The sequence below is a fragment of the Nocardiopsis sp. YSL2 genome (assembly GCF_030555055.1).
GTDB lineage: Bacteria > Actinomycetota > Actinomycetes > Streptosporangiales > Streptosporangiaceae > Nocardiopsis.
In genome coordinates, this window is the sequence record NZ_JAMOAO010000001.1 from 3,009,299 (window position 1) to 3,030,362 (window position 21,064).

At 71.8% G+C, this 21,064-nt stretch carries 15 protein-coding genes and 1 pseudogene; 13 read left to right on the forward strand and 3 right to left on the reverse strand.

Going from position 1 to position 21,064, the window contains the following annotated elements; all coding sequences use genetic code 11:
* The first annotated feature begins 6 nt into the window (after window positions 1-6).
* The 7 genes from M1P99_RS13260 to M1P99_RS13290 all read left to right on the forward strand — a co-directional run bounded on the left by M1P99_RS13260 (window position 7) and on the right by M1P99_RS13290 (window position 9,509).
* A complete protein-coding gene (locus M1P99_RS13260; RefSeq protein WP_304455677.1) occupies window positions 7-939 on the forward strand; it encodes a carbohydrate kinase in 933 nt (310 codons plus the stop codon).
* 456 nt (window positions 940-1,395) lie between these two features.
* Entirely contained in the window at window positions 1,396-4,290 is a 2,895-nt protein-coding gene (locus tag M1P99_RS13265) for a LuxR family transcriptional regulator (protein ID WP_304452963.1), read from the forward strand.
* Between the two features lie 129 nt (window positions 4,291-4,419).
* A complete protein-coding gene (locus tag M1P99_RS13270) occupies window positions 4,420-5,268 on the forward strand; it encodes an ABC transporter ATP-binding protein (RefSeq protein WP_304452964.1) in 849 nt (282 codons plus the stop codon).
* Entirely contained in the window at window positions 5,265-6,062 is a 798-nt protein-coding gene (locus M1P99_RS13275; RefSeq protein ID WP_304452965.1) for an ABC transporter ATP-binding protein, read from the forward strand. Before M1P99_RS13270 ends, M1P99_RS13275 begins: the two co-directional genes overlap by 4 nt.
* An 11-nt stretch (window positions 6,063-6,073) precedes the next feature.
* On the forward strand, window positions 6,074-6,925 hold the full coding sequence (locus tag M1P99_RS13280) for a branched-chain amino acid ABC transporter permease (protein ID WP_304452966.1): 852 nt from the start codon (window positions 6,074-6,076) through the stop codon (window positions 6,923-6,925).
* A gap of 2 nt (window positions 6,926-6,927) precedes the next feature.
* Entirely contained in the window at window positions 6,928-8,115 is a 1,188-nt protein-coding gene (locus M1P99_RS13285) for a branched-chain amino acid ABC transporter permease (protein WP_304452967.1), read from the forward strand.
* Between the two features lie 68 nt (window positions 8,116-8,183).
* On the forward strand, window positions 8,184-9,509 hold the full coding sequence (locus tag M1P99_RS13290) for an ABC transporter substrate-binding protein (RefSeq protein WP_304452968.1): 1,326 nt from the start codon (window positions 8,184-8,186) through the stop codon (window positions 9,507-9,509).
* 692 nt (window positions 9,510-10,201) lie between these two features.
* On the opposite strand, the gene M1P99_RS13295 is transcribed toward M1P99_RS13290, so the two are convergent.
* Window positions 10,202-10,648 (reverse strand): hypothetical protein, encoded by a 447-nt coding sequence (locus tag M1P99_RS13295; RefSeq protein ID WP_304452969.1) that lies wholly within the window; start codon window positions 10,646-10,648, stop codon window positions 10,202-10,204.
* Window positions 10,649-11,131: 483 nt separating this feature from the next.
* Between M1P99_RS13295 and M1P99_RS13300 the strand changes: the two are divergent.
* Window positions 11,132-11,521 (forward strand): annotated as a pseudogene (locus M1P99_RS13300) (DUF6177 family protein); the annotation flags it as partial.
* 72 nt (window positions 11,522-11,593) lie between these two features.
* Here the strand turns inward: M1P99_RS13300 and M1P99_RS13305 are convergent.
* Entirely contained in the window at window positions 11,594-12,430 is an 837-nt protein-coding gene (locus M1P99_RS13305; protein ID WP_304455678.1) for a serine aminopeptidase domain-containing protein, read from the reverse strand.
* Window positions 12,431-12,754: 324 nt separating this feature from the next.
* Here M1P99_RS13305 and M1P99_RS13310 point away from each other — a divergent pair, with 324 nt between their 5' ends.
* The 3 genes from M1P99_RS13310 to M1P99_RS13320 all read left to right on the forward strand — a co-directional run bounded on the left by M1P99_RS13310 (window position 12,755) and on the right by M1P99_RS13320 (window position 16,438).
* Window positions 12,755-13,168, forward strand: coding sequence for a ChaB family protein (locus M1P99_RS13310; protein ID WP_304452970.1), 414 nt, complete (start codon window positions 12,755-12,757; stop codon window positions 13,166-13,168).
* Between the two features lie 183 nt (window positions 13,169-13,351).
* A complete protein-coding gene (locus M1P99_RS13315) occupies window positions 13,352-15,448 on the forward strand; it encodes a catalase (protein ID WP_304452971.1) in 2,097 nt (698 codons plus the stop codon).
* Window positions 15,449-15,460: 12 nt separating this feature from the next.
* The gene (locus tag M1P99_RS13320; protein ID WP_304452972.1) at window positions 15,461-16,438 is read left to right on the forward strand and encodes a TIGR03557 family F420-dependent LLM class oxidoreductase; all 978 of its coding nucleotides are present in this window, start codon (window positions 15,461-15,463) and stop codon (window positions 16,436-16,438) included.
* On the opposite strand, the gene M1P99_RS13325 is transcribed toward M1P99_RS13320, so the two are convergent.
* Window positions 16,413-17,693: a cytochrome P450 gene (locus M1P99_RS13325; RefSeq protein WP_304452973.1), complete on the reverse strand. Its 1,281-nt coding sequence runs from the start codon at window positions 17,691-17,693 to the stop codon at window positions 16,413-16,415. The two genes, M1P99_RS13320 and M1P99_RS13325, sit on opposite strands and share 26 nt — an antisense overlap.
* A gap of 495 nt (window positions 17,694-18,188) precedes the next feature.
* On the opposite strand from M1P99_RS13325, the gene M1P99_RS13330 reads away from it, so the two are divergent.
* Entirely contained in the window at window positions 18,189-19,478 is a 1,290-nt protein-coding gene (locus tag M1P99_RS13330) for an SWIM zinc finger family protein (protein ID WP_304455679.1), read from the forward strand.
* Window positions 19,475-20,992 carry a DUF5691 domain-containing protein gene (locus tag M1P99_RS13335; protein ID WP_304452974.1) on the forward strand — a complete coding sequence of 506 codons (1,518 nt, stop codon included), beginning with the start codon at window positions 19,475-19,477 and terminating at the stop codon, window positions 20,990-20,992. Before M1P99_RS13330 ends, M1P99_RS13335 begins: the two co-directional genes overlap by 4 nt.
* Window positions 20,993-21,064: the final 72 nt, after the last annotated feature.

Here is a 21,064-nt window from a genome sequence, read left to right on the forward strand (position 1 = left end):
AACGTCATGGACCTGCTGCCCGCGGGGGAGGACGGCGGCCTCCTGCGCGCCGCGCCCGGCGGCGGTCCCGCCAACACGGCGGTCGCGGCGTCCCGGCTGGGCGTTCCCACCCGCCTGCTGGCCCGGATCGGGTCCGACGGGTTCGGCGACCGCATCCGGCGGCGGCTCCTGGCGGAGGGCCTGGACCCGGTCGGCCTGCTCGCGGCGGAGGAGCCCTCCGCGCTCGCGCTCGCCTCACTCGGCCCGGACGGCTCGGCCCGCTACGACTTCCGGATGGACGACGCGGCCGACTGGAGGTGGCGCCCGGGAGAGCTTCCGGAGGAACTGGAGTCCGGCGTGCGCGCCCTGCACGCCGCCTCCATCGCCCTGTTCCGGGAGCCCGGTGCCACGCTCATCGAGGCGATGCTGCGCCGCGAACACGGGCGGGGCGGCGTCACGATCACCCTCGACCCCAACATCCGCCGCGAGGTGATCGGCGATCCGGCGTCCGCCCGTGCCCTGGCGCTGCGGCACGCCGCCCAGGCACACGTGGTCAAGGCCAGTGACGAGGACCTCGCCTTCCTGTACCCGGACCTGGCTCCGCGGGAGGCGGTCCGAGCGCTCGCGGCGCTGGGTCCGGCCCTGGTCGTGGCCACGCTCGGCGGGAAGGGGGCCTTCGCGGTCAGCCACGGGGAGGAGGTCGCGGTCCCCGCGCCCGAGGTGGAGGTGGTGGACACCGTCGGTGCGGGGGACTCCTTCATGGGCGCCCTGCTGTACTGGCTGGACCGCGCCGACCTGCTGGGCGACGGCCCCCGGGCGCGGCTCGCGGGCCTGACCACGGCCGACGTGGAGGACCTGCTCCGCTTCGCCGCGCGGGCCGCCGCGTACACCGTGACCCGGGAGGGCGCGGACCCGCCGACCATCGCGCAGGTGGAGGTGCGCCAGACCGGCGGGGCCTGAGGAGGGTCCCGTCGTTGGCCCCGCGGGCCGACCGGCGTGACCGGAACGCGGGGCCGGGGATCACACGGGGGTGGAGCGGAGGGGGGAGGGAAGCGGGGTGGACCGGCGGGAAAAACAGGTCGAACATGACACTTTGAGTCATTTGTCCTTTGTGTCGGGATCGCGGGGGAGTGTGGTCCGCGCATTACGGCTTGGTAACCGTGATGTGGCCGACAGAGGGGCGTGCCGCCGTCCCGAGGCGCCCGTTCACGTGAGTCGCGTCACGCTCACCCCGGAACGGAACCGCAGGTGGGCACTCGTCTGTCACACTGGTTCACACCTCGCGCGCACCCCCGCTCCACCCCCTTCCGAGCCTCGTGCGACCGTCCCGTGCGACTCCGTGCGGGTATCGGTGAAACGACCAGTGTGCCTGCTCGCACCTGCCGCGATGGGGCCCTCGTGTGAAACTGTGAGCACGTGGCTGGCAGTTACACGGGACCCCCGAGCGTTCGGCTCCGGGGTCGCGAAAACGAACTGAGGCTCCTCGCCGACGCACTCGGCGAAGCGAGGGCCCGGCGCGGGGCGTGCCTGCTGCTCTCCGGCGGTCCCGGCCGCGGCAAGACCTCGCTCCTGGAGCACACCCGCGCCATGGCCGGTGATTTCACCGTCCTGTTCGCCGGTGGCATCCCCGACGAGGGCGACCTGCCCTTCGCCGGGCTCCAGCGGCTGCTGCGCCCGGTCGAGTCCGTCGCCGACCGCATGGCCGAGGACCGGCGGGACCTGCTGCGCCGCACGCTCGGCGGCGGCGCGGTCGCCGACGCGGACCGGTTCGCCTTCTACACCGGCGTCCTGGAGCTCCTCACCCTCGCGGCCGAGGAACAGCCGCTGCTGCTCTGCGTCGACGACACCGACCGGCTGGACGGCCCGTCGCTGGACTCGCTCGCCTTCGTCGCCCGGCGCCTGACCGGTACCCCCGTGGCCGCGGTCTTCGCCGCGCATGGCGGCCACGACAAGCCCACCGGGGCCCGGCTGCCCTCCTCCGTCGGAGAGCCCACCCCCGACGCGCTCATCCCCGGCGTCACCGAGCACCTCGTCGAGCCGCTGCCCGAGCGCGCGATCCACGACATCGTCACCGACCACGCCCCGGTCACGGTCGGGTCGGCCGTGCGCACGGCGCTCGTGGCCGCCGCGCACGGCAACCCCGCGGCGGTCCTCGGCTTCCTGCGCTGCCTCACCGACGCCCAGCTGCTCGGGAACGACCCCCTGCCCGAGACCCTGCGTCTCGACGGCCGCCTGCGCGCCGACCTCCTCACCCCCTACATGGAGCTCGCCGGGCCCACACGGCACCTGCTCCTCCTCGCCGCGCTCTCCAGGGAGCCGCGCGCCCACGTGATCCTGGCCGCCCGCGCGGGCGGCCAGGAGAGCGCGGACGGCGGAACCGATGAGGCCGACGGGGGCTTCGCGGCCGGCGCCGGCGGGGAAGCGGGCCGGGACCCCGCCCCGACCATCGCCGACCTGGAGCCCGCCGAGGAGCGCGGCCTGGTGCGCGTGGACGGCGACGCCGTCGTCTTCACCGACCCCCTCCTGCGCGAGGCGATCGCACAGGGCGGCGCCGCCGGCCGCCTGCGCGCCGCCCACCGCGAGCTGGCGGCGGTCGTGGACGCCGAGCACGCCCCCGTCGACTTCGCGCTGCACACCTCGTCCGGCACCGGGAGCCCGGACGCCGACCTCGCCGCCGCCGTCGCGGGGGCCGCGCTCCACGCCAAGCGGCTGGAGGGCTCCCTGGCCGCCTCGCTCACCTACGAGCGCGCCGCGGGCCTGACCCCCGAGTCCGACGAGCGCGCCTGCCGGCTCACCTCGGCGGCCTACGAGTCCTACGTGGCGGGACGCTCCGACCGCGCCGCCCGGCTGCTCGGCCGCGCGCGCCCCCTCGCGGTCTCCGACCGGCGCCGGGCCACGGTCGACCTCATCGACGCCCAGCTGTACATGCGCGACGGGAACGCCATCGACGCCGCCGACCGGCTGCTGGCCGCGGGACGCGAACTCCTCCCGCACGACCACGGGCTGGCCCTGCGCGCCTTCGTCCGCGCCGCCGACTCCGCGTCCCTGGCGGGCGACCCCGTGCGCTTCGGCCGCATCACCGACCTGGCCCTGCCGCTGGTGCGGCCGGACAGCTCGCCGTCCACGCGCCTCATCGGCGCCTACCTGGAGGGGTGCGCGGTCTCCTTCCGCGGCGACTACGTCCGTTCCACACCCCTGCTGCGCAGCGTCAACGCACTGGCCGTGGAGATCGACAGGCCGTCGGAGCTGATCTGGGCCGGTGTCACCGGCCTCCGCCTGGGCGACGCGCCCTACGTGCGGTCGGTGACCTCGCGGGCCGTGGAGGTCGCGCGCGCCCGGGTCGAGACCGCCAACGTTCCCGCCGCGCTGGGCTTCCTCGTCTTCTCGGAGTTCTGGAGCGGACGCTTCCCGTCAGCGGCGGGCACCGCGCTGACCGGTCTGCGGGTCGCCCGCGAGTGCGGACAGTCGGTGTGGGCCACCCAGCACCTGGCGTCGCTGGCCATGATCGCCGCCATCCAGGGGGACGTGGAGACCTGCCGGATCAGGGCCAAGGCCGTGGCCGCGCAGGCGGGCGAGAACAGTCTCGGCCTGGCCTCGGCGCTGGCCGCCTGGGCCCAGGCCGTCCTGGAGCTGTCGCGCGGCAACGCCGCCGACGCGTTCTTCCGGCTGCGCGCGCTCGCGCACGCCGGTCCCGGTCACGGACACCCGACCATGCGGCTGCTGACCGCGCCCCACTTCGTGGAGGCCGCGACCCGCATGGGGGAGACCGACTGGGCGCACACCTCCCTGGCGGGCTACCGCCGCTGGGCGGAGGCGGTGGACAGCCCGGGCGTACTGGCCCTGGCCGCCCGCTGCTCCGGACTGCTGGCCTGCGCCGACGAGGCCGCGGACCACTTCGAGAACGCTCTGGCCCTGCACCGGGCCTGCGGTGACGACGACGTCGAACACGCGCGCACCCAACTGCTCTTCGGCGCGTTCCTGCGGAGGGCCCGCCTTCCCGGCCGGGCCCGTGAACACCTCTACAACGCGTTGGAGTCGTTCGAACGCTTCGGAGCCCGGCTGTGGGTGCGACAGACCCGCGCCGAGCTGCGAGCCATCGGGACCTCCGAGAGGGGGCCCGATCCCTCCGCCACCAGCGAGCTGACCGCTCAGCAACAGCAGATCGCGCGGCTCGTGGCGGAGGGGGCCACCAACCGCGAGGTGGCCGCGCACATGTTCATCAGCCCGCGCACGGTCGAACACCACCTGCGCGGCATCTTCCGAAAGCTCAACATCAGGTCCCGGGTGGACCTGGCACGCCTGTTCAACTGACCACGTCGGACCGGCGCCGACCGGGCGGGTGACGGTCGGTCCGGTGGACGGCGGGGCGGTGCGGCTCGATCACGATTCCGTACCAACCGGTCGGTACGGAATCGCAGGTCAACCGGGAGAGAGGACTCCATGACAACGACCGCACGTGACCAACTACTGAGCGCGGACGGGGTGACCGTGCGCTTCGGGGGCCTGACCGCCCTCGACGACGTCGGGCTGCAGGTCGCTCCCGGTAGCGTCGTCGGTCTCATCGGCCCCAACGGAGCGGGCAAGACCACGTTGTTCAACGTGCTCTCCGGAATCCTGCGGCCCACGTCCGGCACCATCTCGTGGAAGGGCGCGCCGCCTCCCGGCCGCCGCCCGCACCACCTGGCCCGGGCCGGCATCTCGCGCACCTTCCAGGGCCTGAACCTCTTCCCGATGATGTCGGTCCTGGAGAACGTGGTGGCGGGCGCCGACCGGAACGCGCGGGGCGGCCCCCTGTCGCTGGTCACCGGCCTGGGCCGGCACCACCGCGACGAGCGCGAGCTGCGCGCCCGCGCCGAGGCGACCCTGGAGCGCTTCGGGATCGGAGAGTTCGCCGCGCGGCTGCCGGGCACTCTGCCCTACGGCATCCAGAAGCAGGTGGCGCTGGCCCGCGCGTGCGTCTCCGACCCCGAGCTCCTGCTCCTGGACGAACCCGCCAGCGGACTCTCGGGCCAGCAGATCGACGACCTCGCCGACCAGATCCGCGGGTTCAGCGAGCACATGGCCGTGGTCCTGGTCGAGCACCACATGGACCTGGTCATGCGGGTGTGCGACCACATCGTGGTCCTGAACTTCGGCAAGGTCATCTCCACCGGCACGCCGGAGGAGGTGCAGGCCGACTCCGCCGTCACCGAGGCCTACCTCGGCACCGCGGTGGAGGGCTCCGCCGCGGCGCCCAGCGGCGGTCCCGCCACGTCCGAACCCTCGCACTCCGACGGAGGCACACGATGAGCGCGCAGCACGCGAACGGCGCCGCCCCGGGCGCGAACACCGGCACGGCACCGGCGGCGGACCCCGCCCGGAACGGCGGCGCCGAGCCCATCCTGCGGGTGGAGGGCCTGAGCGCCCACTTCGGCGCGGTGCGCGCCCTCGCCGACGTGTCCCTGGCCGTGCCGCCTCAGGGCATGTGCGGGGTCCTCGGCGCCAACGGCGCGGGCAAGACCACGCTCCTGCGGTCCCTCACCGGACTGCACCGCGCCTCCTCCGGACGGGTCGTACTGGCGGGCGAGGACATCACGCGGCTTCCCGCGGAGAAGGTCATCACCCGCGGCCTCGCCCACGTCCCCGAGGGCGGCGGCGTGATCGTCGAACTCACCGTCGAGGAGAACCTGCGCCTGGGCGGCCTCTGGCGCAGGGACCGGCGCGACCGTTCCACGTTGAGCGAGGTCATGGACCTGTTCCCGCCGCTGGCCGAGCGGCGGCACAAGTCCGCCAGCACGCTGTCCGGCGGCGAGCGCCAGATGCTGGCCATCGGGCGTGCGCTGATGGCCCGCCCCAAGGTCCTGCTCCTGGACGAGCCCTCCCTGGGCCTGGCCCCCCTCATCACGCAGCAGATCTTCGCCCTGCTGCGCGACCTGCGGGAGCGCACCGGCCTGACGGTCGTCCTCGTGGAGCAGAACGCGGCCGGCGCCCTGTCGGTCACCGACCACGGGTTCGTCCTGAACCAGGGGCGCGTGGCCGCCGAGGGCTCCTCGGCGGACCTGCTCTCCGACGACCGCATGCGCCACGCCTACCTCGGCTTCTGAGGAGACCCCCCATGAACCACTTCATCAACCTGACCCTGAGCGGGTTGGCGTCCGGGGCCACGTACGCGGCGCTGGCGCTGTCCCTGGTCATCATCTACCAGGCCACACGGCTGGTGAACTTCGCCCAGCCCGCGCTCGCCCTGATGTCGGTCTACACCGCCTACACCGTGGTCCAGCTGACCGGTTCCTACTGGATCGGCTTCGCGAGCGCTCTGACGGTCGGCCTGGTCGCCGGAGCCGTGGTCGAACGGATCATCATCCGGCCGATCGCCCGCGTCTCCGAACTCAACGGCATCATCGTCACCCTCGGACTCCTACTCATCGTCCAGGGCGGCGTCGGGATGATCTGGGGCAACGAGCAGCACGGACTCCAGTACGCGTTCAGCTACGTCGGGCGCTTCTCGCCCGCCGACGCCTTCGCGCTCGGGTCCGTCGCCGCGGTCGCCCTGCTGCTGTTCGCCCTGTACCGGTACACGCCGCTCGGACTGCGGATGCGCGCCGCCGCCTTCCGACCGGAGGCGGCCCGGCTCAGCGGGGTCAAGGTGGGCCTGATGCTCACCGCCGGCTGGGGGATCGCCTCGGCCATCGGCGCTCTGGCGGGCATGCTCGCCGGCCCGCCGTTCCTCTCACCCAACGTGTTCGACATCGTCTTCGTCTTCGGCATCACCGCGGCCGTGGTGGGCGGTCTCGACAACCCGTTCGGCGCCGTCATCGGCGGCATGCTCATCGGCCTGGGCCTGACCTACGTGTCCGGCTACGCGGGACCCGAACTGGCGACCCTCGCCGCCCTCGCCATCGTGGTCCTCGTGCTGAGCGTGCGTCCCGACGGCATCCTGTCCCGCCCGACCGCGCGAAAGGTGTAGCAATGTCCTCGCCCACCAGACAGCGCGCGGAGCGCGCCACCACCCCTGACCGGCCGGCCCCGGCCGCGCCCCGAGGCGCGGGCGGACGATGGCGGGGCCTGCCCTCGCCGCTGCGCCACCTGCTGCTCGCCGCACTCGGACTGTGCGCCGTCACGGCCCTGCTGTTCGTGACCGGCGACCTGACCGCACTGCGGTTCGCCGCCGTCGGCTACACGATGCTGGCGCTGGCCGGCCTGCAGCTGCTCGTCGGCGGCAGCGGCCAGGTGTCCCTGGGCCACGGCGCGTTCATGATGATCGGCGCTTACACCATGGCGCTGATGGTCCTGCACCAGCCGATGCTGCCGATCGCCGTGAACCTGCTGATCATCGTGGTGGTGTCGGTCGTGGCCGGGATCGCGGTCGGCGCCGCGACCGCTCGGCTGCACGGTCCCTACCTGGCCGGAGCCACGCTGATCCTGGCCGTGGGCCTGCCCGGGCTCACGCACCGCTACCACGAGTTCCTCGGCGGCAGCAACGGACTCAACATCCGCACCGCCGGCGCCCCGCCCGCACTGCAGGGGATCTTCTCCGGCAGTGAGTGGAAGGCGATCGTGGTGTGGACCGCGGTCGTCATCGGACTCGCGGTCCTGGCGACGGTGACCACCGGCCGCCTCGGGCGCCGCATGCGCGCGGTGCGCGACGACGAGACCGCGGCGGCCATGTCCGGCGTGCCCGTGGGCAGCACCAAGGTGGTCGCGTTCGTCATCGCGTCGGCCGCCGGCGGGCTGGCCGGGGGACTCCAGGCCTACGTGCTCGGCACGGTCACACCCAGCACGTTCACGCTGGCGCTGTCCCTGAGCCTGCTCGCGGTGCTCGTCCTGGGCGGCATCGGCAGCATGTGGGGCGCCTTCTGGGCCGCACTGGCGCTGGTCTACCTGGAGGTCTGGGTCTCCGACCTCGCCGGTGCCATGAGCTTCAGCCCGGACGTCGAGAACAACCTTCCGGTGGTCGTGTTCGGCGTCATCCTCATCCTGGTCCTGCGCTTCTGGCCCTACGGGATCCAGGGCGTGTTCCAGCGGATGGCGTACAAGCGCAGAACCGCCGCCGGGACCGCTTCCACGAACGGTGCCGGGTCCGCCGGCGCCTCTTCCACCAGTGCCCCGCCCAACGGTGCCGCTCCGGACACCGACGGCTCCAGGGGCGCCTCATGAAACCCGCGGCGGGACCCATCTCGGGGCCCGTGAGACCTCATCTCCACCCCCTGACGAAGGAGAACACGATGCGATACCGCAGAGGAACACTGGCCGCCACGGCGGCGGCCCTCGCGCTGACGATGATGGCGTCGGCCTGTACGGGCGCCGGTGAGGTCGCCGAGACCGGGGACGTCGACCTGAACGTGTCCCCGGGCGTCACCGACGACTCCGTCGTCATCGGCACGCACCAGCCCCTGACGGGGCCCGCGGCGCCCGGCTACCAGTCGATCTCCCAGGCGGCGGCCGCCGTGTTCGAGTACGTGAACGCGCAGGGCGGTGTGAACGGACGCCAGATCGACTACCGGGTCGAGGACGACGTCTACGACCCCTCCCAGACCATCGACGTCACGCGCGAGCTCGTCATCGAGCAGGAGATCTTCGCGATGGTGGGCGGACTGGGCACACCCACGCACAGCGGTGTCCTGGACTACCTCAACGACGAGGGCGTCCCGGACGTGTTCCCGTCCTCGGGGGCCCTGGCGTGGAACAACCCGGAAGAGTACCCGCTGACGTACGGGTGGCAGACGGACTACACCAAGGAAGCCAAGATCCAGGGCGAGTACGTCGTGGAGAACTTCCCCGACAAGCCCGTCGGCTACCTGTTCCAGAACGACGACGTCGGTGAGGACGCCCAGACCGGCCTCGACCAGTACCTCAACAACGACGTCGTGGCCCGGGAGCACTACGAGTCCGACAACACCGACATGAGCTCGCAGATCGCCGAGCTGGAGCGCTCGGGCGCCGAGGTCGTCGTGTGCTCCTGCATCCCGGCGTTCGTCGCCCTCTCACTGCTGGAGGCGGCGAGCATCGGCTACGAGCCGCAGTGGGTGGTCTCCAGCATCGGTGGTGACACCGCCACGCTCCAGGGGCTGCTCGCGAACTTCACCGAGGGCACGGACGCCGAGGAGGTGCCCGCGGACGCCTTCCTGGACGGGATGGTCATCACGAGCTACCTCCCGCGGGTGGAGGACACCGAGGACGAGTGGTCCCAGTTCTTCTCCGCCGTGTGGGAGGAGTACGGGGAGGACGGTCCCCTGACCAACACCCACCTGTTCGGCATGACGCAGGCCGTGATGTTCTCGCAGGCCCTGAAGGCGGCGGGGGAGGACCTCACCCGCCAGTCCCTGATCGACGCGCTGGAGACCCAGGAGTGGCAGGGCCCGGGCCTGGTGCCGTTCTCCTCCTCCAACGGTGACCACGGCGGCCACCAGGGCGTGTACGTCGTCCAGTACGGAGCCGGCAACGACATCGAGATGGTCCAGGAGGCCCGGGTGACCGACCGCGAGGGCGGCCCCGTGGAGGAGACGGACTTCGAGCGGGCGCTGCCCGAGGAGCTGGACTTCCACGACTGACCGGCGGACCCGGGCGCGCCGCCTACCGGCCGACCGGGACTCTGAACCGTGCAGTCGGACCGCGGCCCGTGGGGATCTCCCCGCGGGCCGCCGTCGTGTGCGGGTCGGCGGTTCGCGGCGCCGAGGGCGGGTCCGCGGCAGGGGCTGGTCGGTGTGGCGGGGCCGCGGGCCCTGCCCGTCCACCTTCCCCGGTTCCGGTGGGCGCAGGGGGTCACGGCCGACCGCTCCGGTGGCGGCGTGACGAACGAGCCCCTGTGGTGGTGCTCGGACACCGTGCGCCTGCTCCTGGGCGGATGTGCACCGTGCCGTCTGAGCACCCGGGGCAGCAGCGTGGCTGTACCTGCCCTGGCGGGTCGCCCTGCTCCAGAGCGGCGGTGCCACGTGGGGCGGGGTCGCCGAGCCCGGGACGAGCAGCGCGCTGTTTCGCAGCCGGCTCACAGGACCGGGAATCCCCCGCCCGTTGAGACCGAGTTCCAAAAGCCAGCTGAAGAGTTACGATCCCAGCGAAGGCGGAATGCTCCGGAAGTGGGCGCCCCCGGGTGACCGCCATGTTCGGGAATCACTCGACAGAATACGCCGATCAGCTTCGACCTGTCCTGCGATTCGTCACCAAAAAATGGTCATGCCGGGAACTTCTCACCCCTCTGGCGGAACTCCTGGCCAATCAATAGCACTAACCCTCATTGGGTGATCTAATTGTCAGTAGCCTTAGCTTGCAGCCATTCCGGCATGAAGTCCTCGTTTCGGGGGAAGGTTTTCAGCTCTCGCGTATACTCATGTTCGTCGGGGTCGAAATCAAATTCAGGTTCGCTTTCGTAGTTAAAATTGCATCGGTATTTCCCATTGCTCCACAAGCTCAATTCCATGGTGAACCAGGTTCCCTTTCCTGGTTTGTACATGCCCGATCGTAGTCGCAGAGTCTTCATTCCCGTGTCGCGTGGCATCCTGGCGGTAACGGTTTCGCCATCGGCTAGCGCAGTTTGCATGAGTTCGTTCATATAACCGCCGATGACATCGGCCGTGTAGGTCGCTGAAGTCCAGCCCTCAGGCAGGGCGGTGGAGAGGTCGGCGGCGATGTCCCTGATTGCCTCCTCCTCTTCGGCCGGGCCCATGTCGCCTTTATGGAGTCCGTACACCATTATTCCTCCTACTTAAGGTCAGGGATGTTGGGATAAGTGATTCTCTTTTGTGGTGTACCGTTGATCTCGTAGTCAATGACAATGGCGCTTGGTGGTGGTGACAGGGTCTTCAGTAGTTTTCCTCGCTTGGACCTGACTTCGATCTCCGAGAGCGAAGGATCGTAGACTTGACTCACTCTATCTCTGCGAGACCAGATAGGTCTCTGTTGAGAGGATGTCCAGCATGGCCGTCTCGAAGTTTCTGTAGGAACTGCCGAGGCCCCAGTCGTTCTTTCGGTGCTTGTCGGCGTCGTCTATCATGGCGGCCTGGTTCAAGTGTTCTGGTATGCCTCCGTATTCAGAGACCCCGACTACGTGACCGCCGTTCCACTGCACAACTTCGAATTGCCGTGGGTTCTCCAGCCCAGGGAACGACTGGGCTGAACCGTATGGACTTCCGGCCCGGCTGACTTCTCCGCCTGGGAGGAGACCGCGCACCCCGCGGTCGAGCGCGTCGCGCGCCAGGCGTTCGTGATCGCCCAGGGCCGCGACGTCGTCCCGTTGTCCTCGTGGATCTCCGACGCGGTGTCCACCCACGCGGCCCGCGGGATGGCGTTCCAGCTCCTCACCCCGCACACGTCCCGGCTCACCCACGCCGTGCGCACGCTCATGGCCGGGCCGATGGCCTGGTGGGTGGTGCGCGCCGAGGACGGCAGCCACTTCGACGGCATCACCGGGCTGCCCCTGGCCTGGGACCCCGAGTACGCCTACGTGCCCCAGCCGGACGAGCGGGGATCGGTGGCACCGCCCGAGGGCTACCTCGACGACGCTCCGGTAGGAACCCGGCTCCTGCTCGACCAGATGGCACACCTGCGCGCGGCGATACCCGGCTGACATCGCCGTACGGGCGCAGGAAACGGCGGACCGCTGGGTGCGGCCCGCCGTTCGTGCGTCAAGCGTCGGGGATCAGGAACCGTAGGGGCAGGTGTCCCGGTAGTCGGAGTAGTCCGAACCCCAGCCCGTGCTCGGCGCCGGGCAGAGGAACTGCTCGTACCGCTCGTCCTCGTCCACGAACAGCTTCAGCCAGGCGATGCTGTTCCGGGCGATCGGGGTGTTGTGGGAGTTCGGGGCGAAGTGGCTCGCGCCGTCCAGCTCCACGTAGGCCCTGTCCAGCGAGCCGTTGAGGCTCTCGTAGAACGGGATGGCGTGGGAGCGGGTGGAGGCGACGCTGTCGTTCTCCGCGCCGATGATCATGGTCGGAACGGTGACACTCGACCAGTTCTTCTGGGTGTGCCACGGGGTGAGGGGGATGGCGGCCTTGAGCTCCGGCCGGTCGTCGGCCGCGGCGAGTGTGCCTCCGCCGCCCATCGAGTGGCCCATGACCGCGAGGCGGTCGGGGTCCACGGTGTCAGTGACGTCGCTGTCCTCGACCAGGTAGTCCAGCGCGGCCTCGATCTGGCGGCCGCGGCTGTTGGGCTGGTCGTAGCGCGTGTTGGTGTCGATCGTGAAGATCACGAAGCCCTGCGACGCCAGCCGGTGGCCCAGCCACGACATCGTCGAGCTGCTCGCGGTGTAGCCCGGAGCCACGACGACACCGCCGAAGGTGCCCTGACTGGTGTCGGTGGGGTAGTAGATGGTGCCGCCGCCGAAGCCGCTCACCCAGGACGAGACCGACTCGGTGTCCGTGTCGAAGGACCCGCGGAGCGCCTCGATGCTGGACTCCGTGGGGTCGGGGCCGCGCTCGTAGCCGGCCGCCTGGGCCGGCGCGACCACCGTGGCGGCGGTCGCCACGGCGACGCCCAGGACGAGGGCGGTCTTGACGGCGAGCCGGTCGGCCCAGGAGCGGGGGGTCGTTTTCTCGGGGGCATTCTTTGTTCGCACGGGTTGTCCTTATCTCGTGCAGCGGGAATCCGCGTAGAACGCGGGGTGTCCCTGGGGGGGAAACGAGAGCGCGTATCGGGTCAGGGGTATCCCGATATCGCACATGCTTCTCATTTCATTGGACGCCTCAACTATGATGACGAATGCGTGAATTCGCATCCGTGAGATCACCAGTGGTTGTTAACTCGCCGGTAGGGTTTGGTGCGGAGGGGGCTCGGGCAGTGCCGTGCGTAGGGGGTGACGGCCATGCCGGGAGCCAGCGAACTACCGGACACGTTGAAGCGATCGCCCGAGAAGGCCCAGCGCACCTGGATCAAGGCGCACGACTCGGCCGTGGACGAGTACGGGGAGGGCGAACGGGCGCACCGCGTCGCGTTCGCCGCGCTCAAGCACACGTACCAGAAGAAGGGCGACCGCTGGGTGCCCAAGCAGAGGCCGGGGCCGTCGGACGCGCAGGCGGAGAACCCCGACGCCGCACGCGCGCGGGGCAGGGACGAGCCGACCGCCGGCGGGGTGGACGCCAACGCCAGCAAGAAGGAGCTGTACCGGCAGGCGCGCGACCTCGACATCTCCGGCCGCTCGAAGATGGACAAGGACGAACTCGTCGACGCGCTGCGCAGGGAGAGCGAACGACGCACCTCGCGTGCGCGCGGCTCATAGGGGCCCTGCCGCGCGCTGGTCGGTCCACGGGGCAACCCCTTCTGCGACCCCGGGACCCGACCGATCGTGTGGCCGATGTGCTGCGCGGACGGGGCGGGTCAATTCGGGACAAGGGGTGTTTGTGCGCGGGAGCGGTCGGTCAGAGGAGGGGGGGACCGAACGCGAACCGCCGCGGAGGTAGTGATGAGCACGGATGGACGGGACGCGAAGGACCGCCAGCTCGACCAGCACAGAACCGACTCCACGGAATCCCTGACCACCGAGACCGGTACGCCGGTGGGGAACACGGACAACTCGCTGCGGGCGGGCGTCCGAGGCCCCACCCTGCTGGAGGACTTCCACGCGCGGGAGAAGCTCACCCACTTCGACCACGAGCGCGTCCCGGAACGCGTCGTGCACGCCCGCGGGGCCGGGGCCTACGGCCACTTCACCACGTACCGGGGCATGGAGGACGTGACCGCGGCGCACTTCCTGCGGGCGCCCGGTGTGACCACCCCGGTCTTCGTACGCTTCTCCACCGTGGCCGGGTCGCGCGGCTCGGCCGACACGGTGCGCGACGTGCGCGGGTTCGCGGTGAAGTTCTACACCGAGGAGGGCAACTACGACCTCGTCGGCAACAACATGCCGGTCTTCTTCATCCAGGACGGGGTGAAGTTCCCGGACTTCGTGCACGCCGTCAAGCCCGAGCCGCACAACGAGATCCCCCAGGCGCAGTCCGCCCACGACACCCTGTGGGACTTCGTGGGACTGCAGCCCGAGACCACGCACATGATGATGTGGCTGATGTCGGACCGGGCGCTGCCCCGCAGCTATCGGATGATGCAGGGCTTCGGTGTGCACACCTTCCGTTTCGTCGACGCCGGGGGCCGGGGCACCTTCGTGAAGTTCCACTGGCGTCCGCTGCTGGGCACGCACTCCCTGGTCTGGGACGAGGCACAGCGCGTCCAGGGCAAGGACCCGGACTACAACCGGCGCGACCTGTGGGAGGCCATCGAGCGCGGCCAGTACCCCGCATGGGAGCTGGGCGTACAGCTGGTGGAGGAGGAGGATGAGCACGCCTTCGACTTCGACCTGCTGGACGCCACGAAGATCATCCCGGAGGAGCAGGTGCCGGTGCATCCGGTCGGCAAGCTGGTCCTGGACCGCAATCCGGACAACTTCTTCGCCGAGACCGAGCAGGTCGCCTTCCACACCGCGAACGTGGTGCCCGGCATCGACTTCACCAACGACCCCCTCCTGCAGGCGCGCAACTTCTCCTACCTGGACACCCAGCTGCTGCGCCTGGGCGGATCCAACTTCCAGCAGATCCCGGTGAACCGCCCGGTGGCGCCGGTGAGCGACAACCAGCGGGACGGGTTCGCCCAGCACCGGGTGCACCGGGGGAGGACCTCGTACTTCCCCAACCGGCTCGGCGGCGGGTGCCCCGCCCTGGCCGAGGGCGGCGGCTACCACCACTACACCGAGAAGGTGGAGGGCCGGAAGGTCCGGGTGCGCAGCGAGAGCTTCGCCGACCACTACTCGCAGGCCACGCTCTTCTACAACAGCCTCGCCGAGTGGGAGCGGGAGCACCTGCGCGCCGCGTTCCGGTTCGAGCTGGGCAAGTGCGAGGAACTGGAGGTGCGGCAGCGGGTCGTGGCCAACCTCAACCACGTGGACCACGGTCTGGCCGTGCACGTGGCCGAGGGGGTCGGCGTCGTGCCGCCCTCGGCGGAGGACGGCACTCCCAACCACGGGCGCTCCTCGCCCGCGCTCAGCCAGGCCAGGAACACGTTCGGGTCGCTCGTGGGCCGACAGGTGGCCTGCCTGGTCGCCGACGGCGCGGACGGTCCGGCCGTCGCGGCCGTACGGGACTCGCTGGTCGCGGAGGGCGCGGTGGTGGAGCTGCTGGCGTCCCGGGACGGAGCGGTCCGCACCGGGGACGGGGGAGCCCTCTCCGTCGATCGCGCCTACACGACGGTGTCGTCGGTGCTCTACGACGCGGTCGCCGTCGTCGGCGGGCCGGAGTGCGCCGTGGCGCTGGCGGGGGACGGCACGGCCCGGCACTTCGTGCTGGAGGCCTACAAGCACCACAAGCCGCTGGCCGCGATCGGAGCCGGCGGTTCCCTGTTCACCACGCCTCCACTGCCGGAGGGCGTGGCGGGCCCGGTGACGGACGAGACCCGCAGCACCATGGGCGTGGTCAGGTCCGGGCGGGCCGGCGACGACCTCATCACGGAGTTCGCCCGGCTCATCGGCGCACACCGGTTCTGGGCACGTCCGACGTCGACGATCCCGGCCTGAGGGGGCTGTGCCATGTACGTGGGGTACAAGCTGTTCGCCGAGGGATTCGGTCCTCGCGAGATCGTGGACCAGGCCGTGCGGGCCGAGGCGGCCGGGTTCGACTTCGTGGAGGTCAGCGACCACTTCCATCCGTGGCTCTACAGCCATGGGCACTCGGCGTTCGTGTGGTCGATGCTGGCCGCCATCGCCGAACGCACCGAGCGGATCCAGATGGCCACGGGCGTCACGTGTCCCATCATCCGGGTCCACCCGGCGATCGTGGCGCAGGCGGCCGCCACCACGGCGCTGCTGTCGGAGGGGCGCTTCGTCCTCGGGCTGGGCTCGGGGGAACGGCTCAACGAGCACGTGGTCGGCCGGGGGTGGCCCAACGCCAGCACACGGCACGCGATGCTGCGCGAGGCGATCGAGATCATCCGCCTGCTGTGGTCGGGCGGCTACCACTCCTACGACGGGCGCCACCTGTCGCTGGAGGACGCCCGTGTGTTCGACCTGCCCGAGGAGCCGCCGCCCATCGTCGTGGCGGCGGGCGGCCAGCGGTCCGCGACGATGGCCGCCGAGCTGGGCGACGGCCTGTTCGGCACCGAGCCGAGCCGTGTGCTCACCGGCGCCTACGAGGACGGGGGCGGCGACGGCCCGCTCTACTGCGAGGTGCCCCTGGCGTGGGCGCCGGACGAGGCGAGCGCCCTGGATTCGGCGCGGGAGACCTTCCGGTTCGGCCTGACCGGCTGGAAGGTCATGTCGGAACTGCCCAACCCGGTGAACTTCGAGGCGGCCACGGCGCTGATCAGCCGTGACCACATGCGCGACGAGCTGGGTTTCGGGCCGGACCCCGAACGCCACCTGGCGGTCATCCGGCAGTTCGCCGCCGCCGGATACGACCACCTGTGCCTGGTCAACGCCGGGCCCGACCCGGAGGGGTTCTTCCGGTTCTTCGAGGAGGAGCTGGCCGCGCCGGTCCGGGACCTCAAGCGCCACGACGCCACCAGCTGAGGAGACGGGTCAACAGGTCGGCGTGCTCCTCGGCCCTCGGTTCGGGCGGCACGGCCGCGGGCAGGACGGCCTCGTCCGGGGTGAAGACGACCGGTAGCTCCGCCAGTCCGCGCACGAACGGCGAGGGCGTCAGGTGCAGCTCCCTGGGGTCAACGCCCAGGCGGAGGCCGCCCAACCGCTCGTGGACGGCGGTGACCGCGGTGGCGGCGATCGTCCGGGCCAGGTTGCGCGCGGGGCAGGCGTGCGGTCCCGCGCCGAACATCAGGTGGGAGCGGCCGCCGCCCGCCGACCGGACGGCCGGGTCCAGGTGGGCCGCTTCGAAGCCGATGAGGAGGGCGTCCCCGCGGCGGATGTCACAGGAGCCGATGCGGACGTCCTGCAGGGCGATCCGGGCGGGCAGGACCTGGAAGGGCGTGTCGGTCCACATCACATGGTCGAGCAGGTCCTGGACGCTCAGCCGGGCGTCGGCGTGGGCCGTGCGGATCCACGCATCGGTCAGCAGGGTGCGCAGGGTGTTGCCGATCAGGTGTGTGGTGGGCTGGTGGCTGGCGTTGTTGATGAGCGCGGCCGCGTGGGCGAGCTCATGGTCGCTGAGCCGTGAGGGGTGCTCCATCATCCACGAGACCAGGTCGGCGCCCGGCCGGTCGCGCTTACGGGAGACCAGGCCCGCGAAGTACTGGTGGACGCGGGCGACGGCGGCCTCGCCGCGCCGGGCGTCGGCTTCGAACAGCACGGCGGTGAGGTCGCCGAGCATGTGCCCGTAGGAGTCGGGGAGCCCGTAGAGGTGGTTGAGCACCAGGACCGGCAGGGGCGCGGCGAAGTCGCCGATGAGGTCGGCGCGGCCGGCGGCGGTGAAGGCGTCGATGAGGTCGTCGGCGATCCGGCGCACGGTGCGGGTGGTGGCCGACAGGTCGACCCGGGCCAGGCCGTCGGCGATGGGGGCGCGCAGCCGGGTGTGCTCGGGGCCGTCGGCGTACAGGGCGTTGGGGCGCCAGGACAGGGCGGGCCGGGAGGCGGCCAGGTCCACGCGTCCGTCGGTGACCTCGCGCCACTGGCGCGTGTCCCTGGAGAACAGGTGGGGGTTCTGTAGGACGGAGAGGTTCTCGTGGTACCCGAGCAGGAGCCACGCGGGTACGCCAGGATCCAGTTCCACCGGGGCGACGGCGCCGTGGATCTCGCGGAGCCGTTCCCAGAGTTCGGCCCGGCCGGAGGACGGGACCGGGGCGTAGAGGCGGGCGGGCCGAGTGGGGGACATCGGGGGCGCGGACCCGGCGGCACCGGACCCGCTTCCCTCCCTTCCGGGAGTGGGCGCACGTGGGAGGGCCGACGACGCTGGGAAGCGCCGGTCGTGGAATTCTAGGCGGGGAAAGGAGAATCGTGCGATGTTTCCTGGACATCCGTCGAGCCGTTTTCCTTTTTGAGTGGAAAAGGGAGGCCACGGCAGCGGATCGCGCGAGGGATTCCGGGAGCCGGTGCGTCGGCGCCCGGAGCGCGCACGGGGTCGCGACGACCTGGGGGCGGGGCGCCCGAGGGCGCCCGGAAGCGGTGCCCGGGGAGGGGCCCGGTGTGGAATCATCTCACGCCGATCGGACAGTTCCTGAAGCTTCCGGATTCGTCGGGAAAAGGGTGCCGAGAAGCCCCGGTTCTGTCACTGGCGATCCCTAGTGTTGTCCTTGTGAGCGATCGATGGAGTACTGACGACGTCTGGGCCCTGGCCCCGGACCCCTCATCGCACAAGGCCGCTCTCAAGGTGGCCAGGACCGGTTCCTGGCCCCAGCGCGGAGCGGTCGCCGCGGACACGGGCGGTACCGCCGCCGTGTGGGGCGAGTGCAAGGGGAGCGGGTCCAAGCCCTACCTCGCCGCCGTCCACATGGACGGCGGCCCGGCCTTCAAGTGCAGCTGTCCCAGTCGCAAGATCCCCTGCAAGCACGTCCTCGGGCTGCTCGCCCTGTGGGCGCAGGAGGAGGTCCAGACCTGTGAGGAGCGGCCCGAGTGGGTCGCGAAGTGGCTGGCCGGGCGGGCCGCGCGCCGTACCGGGCCGCAGGCCGGGCCCGCCGACCCCAAGCGGGCCGCGGCCACGCTCCGGGCACGGGAGGAATCCGTCGCCGCGGGCATGGACGAGCTCCGCATGTGGTTGGACGACCAGCTCGACGCCGGACTGGCCGAGGCGCCCAAGCACGGCTACGACCACTGGGACCGCATGGCCAGGCGCCTGGTCGACGCCAAGGCGGGCGGTGCCGCCGCGCTCGTGTCGGAGCTGCCCGGCGCGCTCCGGGAGCAGGGCTGGCCCGAGGCGGTCCTGGACCGGCTCGGACGGCTCCACCTGCTGGTCAACGGGTACCGGGCGGTGGGAACCGCCCCGGAGGAGCCCACGGAGGCGTCCCCCGAGGGGGACCCCGGGGACGGGCTCGGCGCGCGGATGCGCGGTGTGATCCGTACTCGGGCCGGGATCACCACCCGGGTCGAGGAGGTCCTGGCCCAGGGCGAGCGCGTGCGCGACACGTGGCAGGTCCTGGGCAGGCGCGACGTCGGCACCGCCGACCCCGACATCCGCGCCCGCCGTGTGTGGCTGCGCGGCCGGGGCACGGGGAGGATCGCCCTGTCGCTGTCCTTCGCCCGACCGGAACAGACACCCGTCTCCCCCTTCCGCGACGCGACCGAGACCGACACCGAGCTCGCGTTCTACCCCGACGGCCACCGCGCCGTCCCCGTCGACGACGGCCACCGCGCCGCGCCCGCGGCGTCGCCCGAGGCGGGCACGGTCGCCGAGGCACTCGACTCCTACGCCGCCGCCCTGGCCGAGGACCCCTGGAGGGACGCCTGGCCGGTGGTCCTGGGCGCGGCCGCGCCCGCACTCGACGGGCGGTGGTACCTCACCGACCCCGCCGGCGCCGCGCTGCCGCTGTCCGACCCCGAACCCTGGCGGCTCCTCGCCGTCACCGGCGGGCACCCGGCCACCGTGGCCGGGGAGTGGTCGCCCCGGGACGGACTCACACCCCTGACCGTGTGGGACGCACGTGGAAAGGCCATCTCCCTGTGACCACCCCTCCCTCCGACTCCTGGGACCGCCTGGTCTCCGCCGCCCTGGTCGGCACCGGCCGCCGCGCGGTTCCGGACACCCCCGACCTGCCCGCCACCCCGGCGGACGTGCCCGCCCGCGCTCTGCTGGACCGCGCCGTCCTGGCCGCGGTGCGCCGAGACGCCGGGTACGCACCCTCCGCCCGCACGCCCGTCACACCGGACGAGGACCCCGAACGGCCCGAGGTCGGCGCCGCCGCCGACCGCCGCCTGGCCGAGATCCTGGCCTCCCGGCCCGAGCTCCTCCCGGAGTGGCTGCGCCTGGCCGCGGACTCCGGTCTCAGTCCCGCTCGCGCCACCGTGCCGACCCTGCTGGACCGGGGCGTGGGCGACAGCGAGCTGCGGCCGATGATCGTGGCGGCGGTCGGGCCCCGGGCCCGGTGGCTGGCCCGGTTCAAGCCCGCCTGGTCCTACGCGAACGCGGTCCTCCTGCCCGGCGACCGCTACCGGGAGCGCGACTGGACCCACGGCACTCCGGGCGAGCGCCGCCACGCGCTGGCCGCCCTGCGCGCCACCGACCCCGCCGCGGCACGCGAGCTGCTCGCCGAGGCCTGGCCCGGACTGCGCCAGGCCGACCAGCGGCGCCACCTGCTGGAGACCCTCGCCACGGGACTGGGAACCGACGACGAACCACTGCTCGACCGCGCGCTGGACGACCGGAGCGCCAACGTGCGCGGACAGGCCCTGGCCCTGCTCACCCGGCTGCCCGACAGCGCGCACGCCCACCGGCTGCGCGGCTACGTCCGGGAACTCGCGCGCACCGACGAGCGGGGCGGCATCGCCGTGGGCCCGGTCGGCCCCGACCGGCGCGACATCCTGCGCGACCTCACCCTCGTGGTGACCGGCCGTGAGCCCGATACCGCCGCGACACGGGCCGAGCGCGCCTCGACCCTGGTCACGCACGCGCCGCTGGACGTGTGGACCGATCTGTTCGGCCAGACGCCCGACCGGATCGTCGCCCGCCTGGACCGCGCCGACGAGACCCGGCTGCGCGAGACGTTCGCCGGAGCGGCCGGGCTCCAGGGTGACGCCGCCTGGGCCCGCGCCCTGCTCCGGGCGATCGGCACCGGGCTGGTCGATCCCCGCTCGCGCCACTACCGCGACCGCGGCGCGCTCCAGCTCGCCGGACTGTTCGCCGCGCTCTCCCCGGACGAGCGCTGCCGCGCGCTGCTGGACGCCGCCGACGACGACACCACGCTGCTGGCCCTGGACCAGGTGATCCGCACGGTGCCGGGCCCGTGGTCGCCGGAGCTGTGCGACTGGGTCGTGCGGCGCCTGCACCGGCCCCTGAAGCGTAAGAGCGACATCTCGGGCTTCCGGGTGTTCTGCTTCGTGGCCGCCGAACACCTGTCCCCCGACCTCCACACCGCACTCCCCGACCGCCCGCCCGGCGGCGACGACACCGCCGCCGAGGCGCCCTACCTCCGGTTGCGGGACACCCTCCGATTCCGACACGACATGACCCGGGAGCTCTAGTTGTCCACTTCCACTGACGCCGGCACCCCCTCCCACCCGTCGCCCACCACCACCCTCAACGGAGACCTTCGG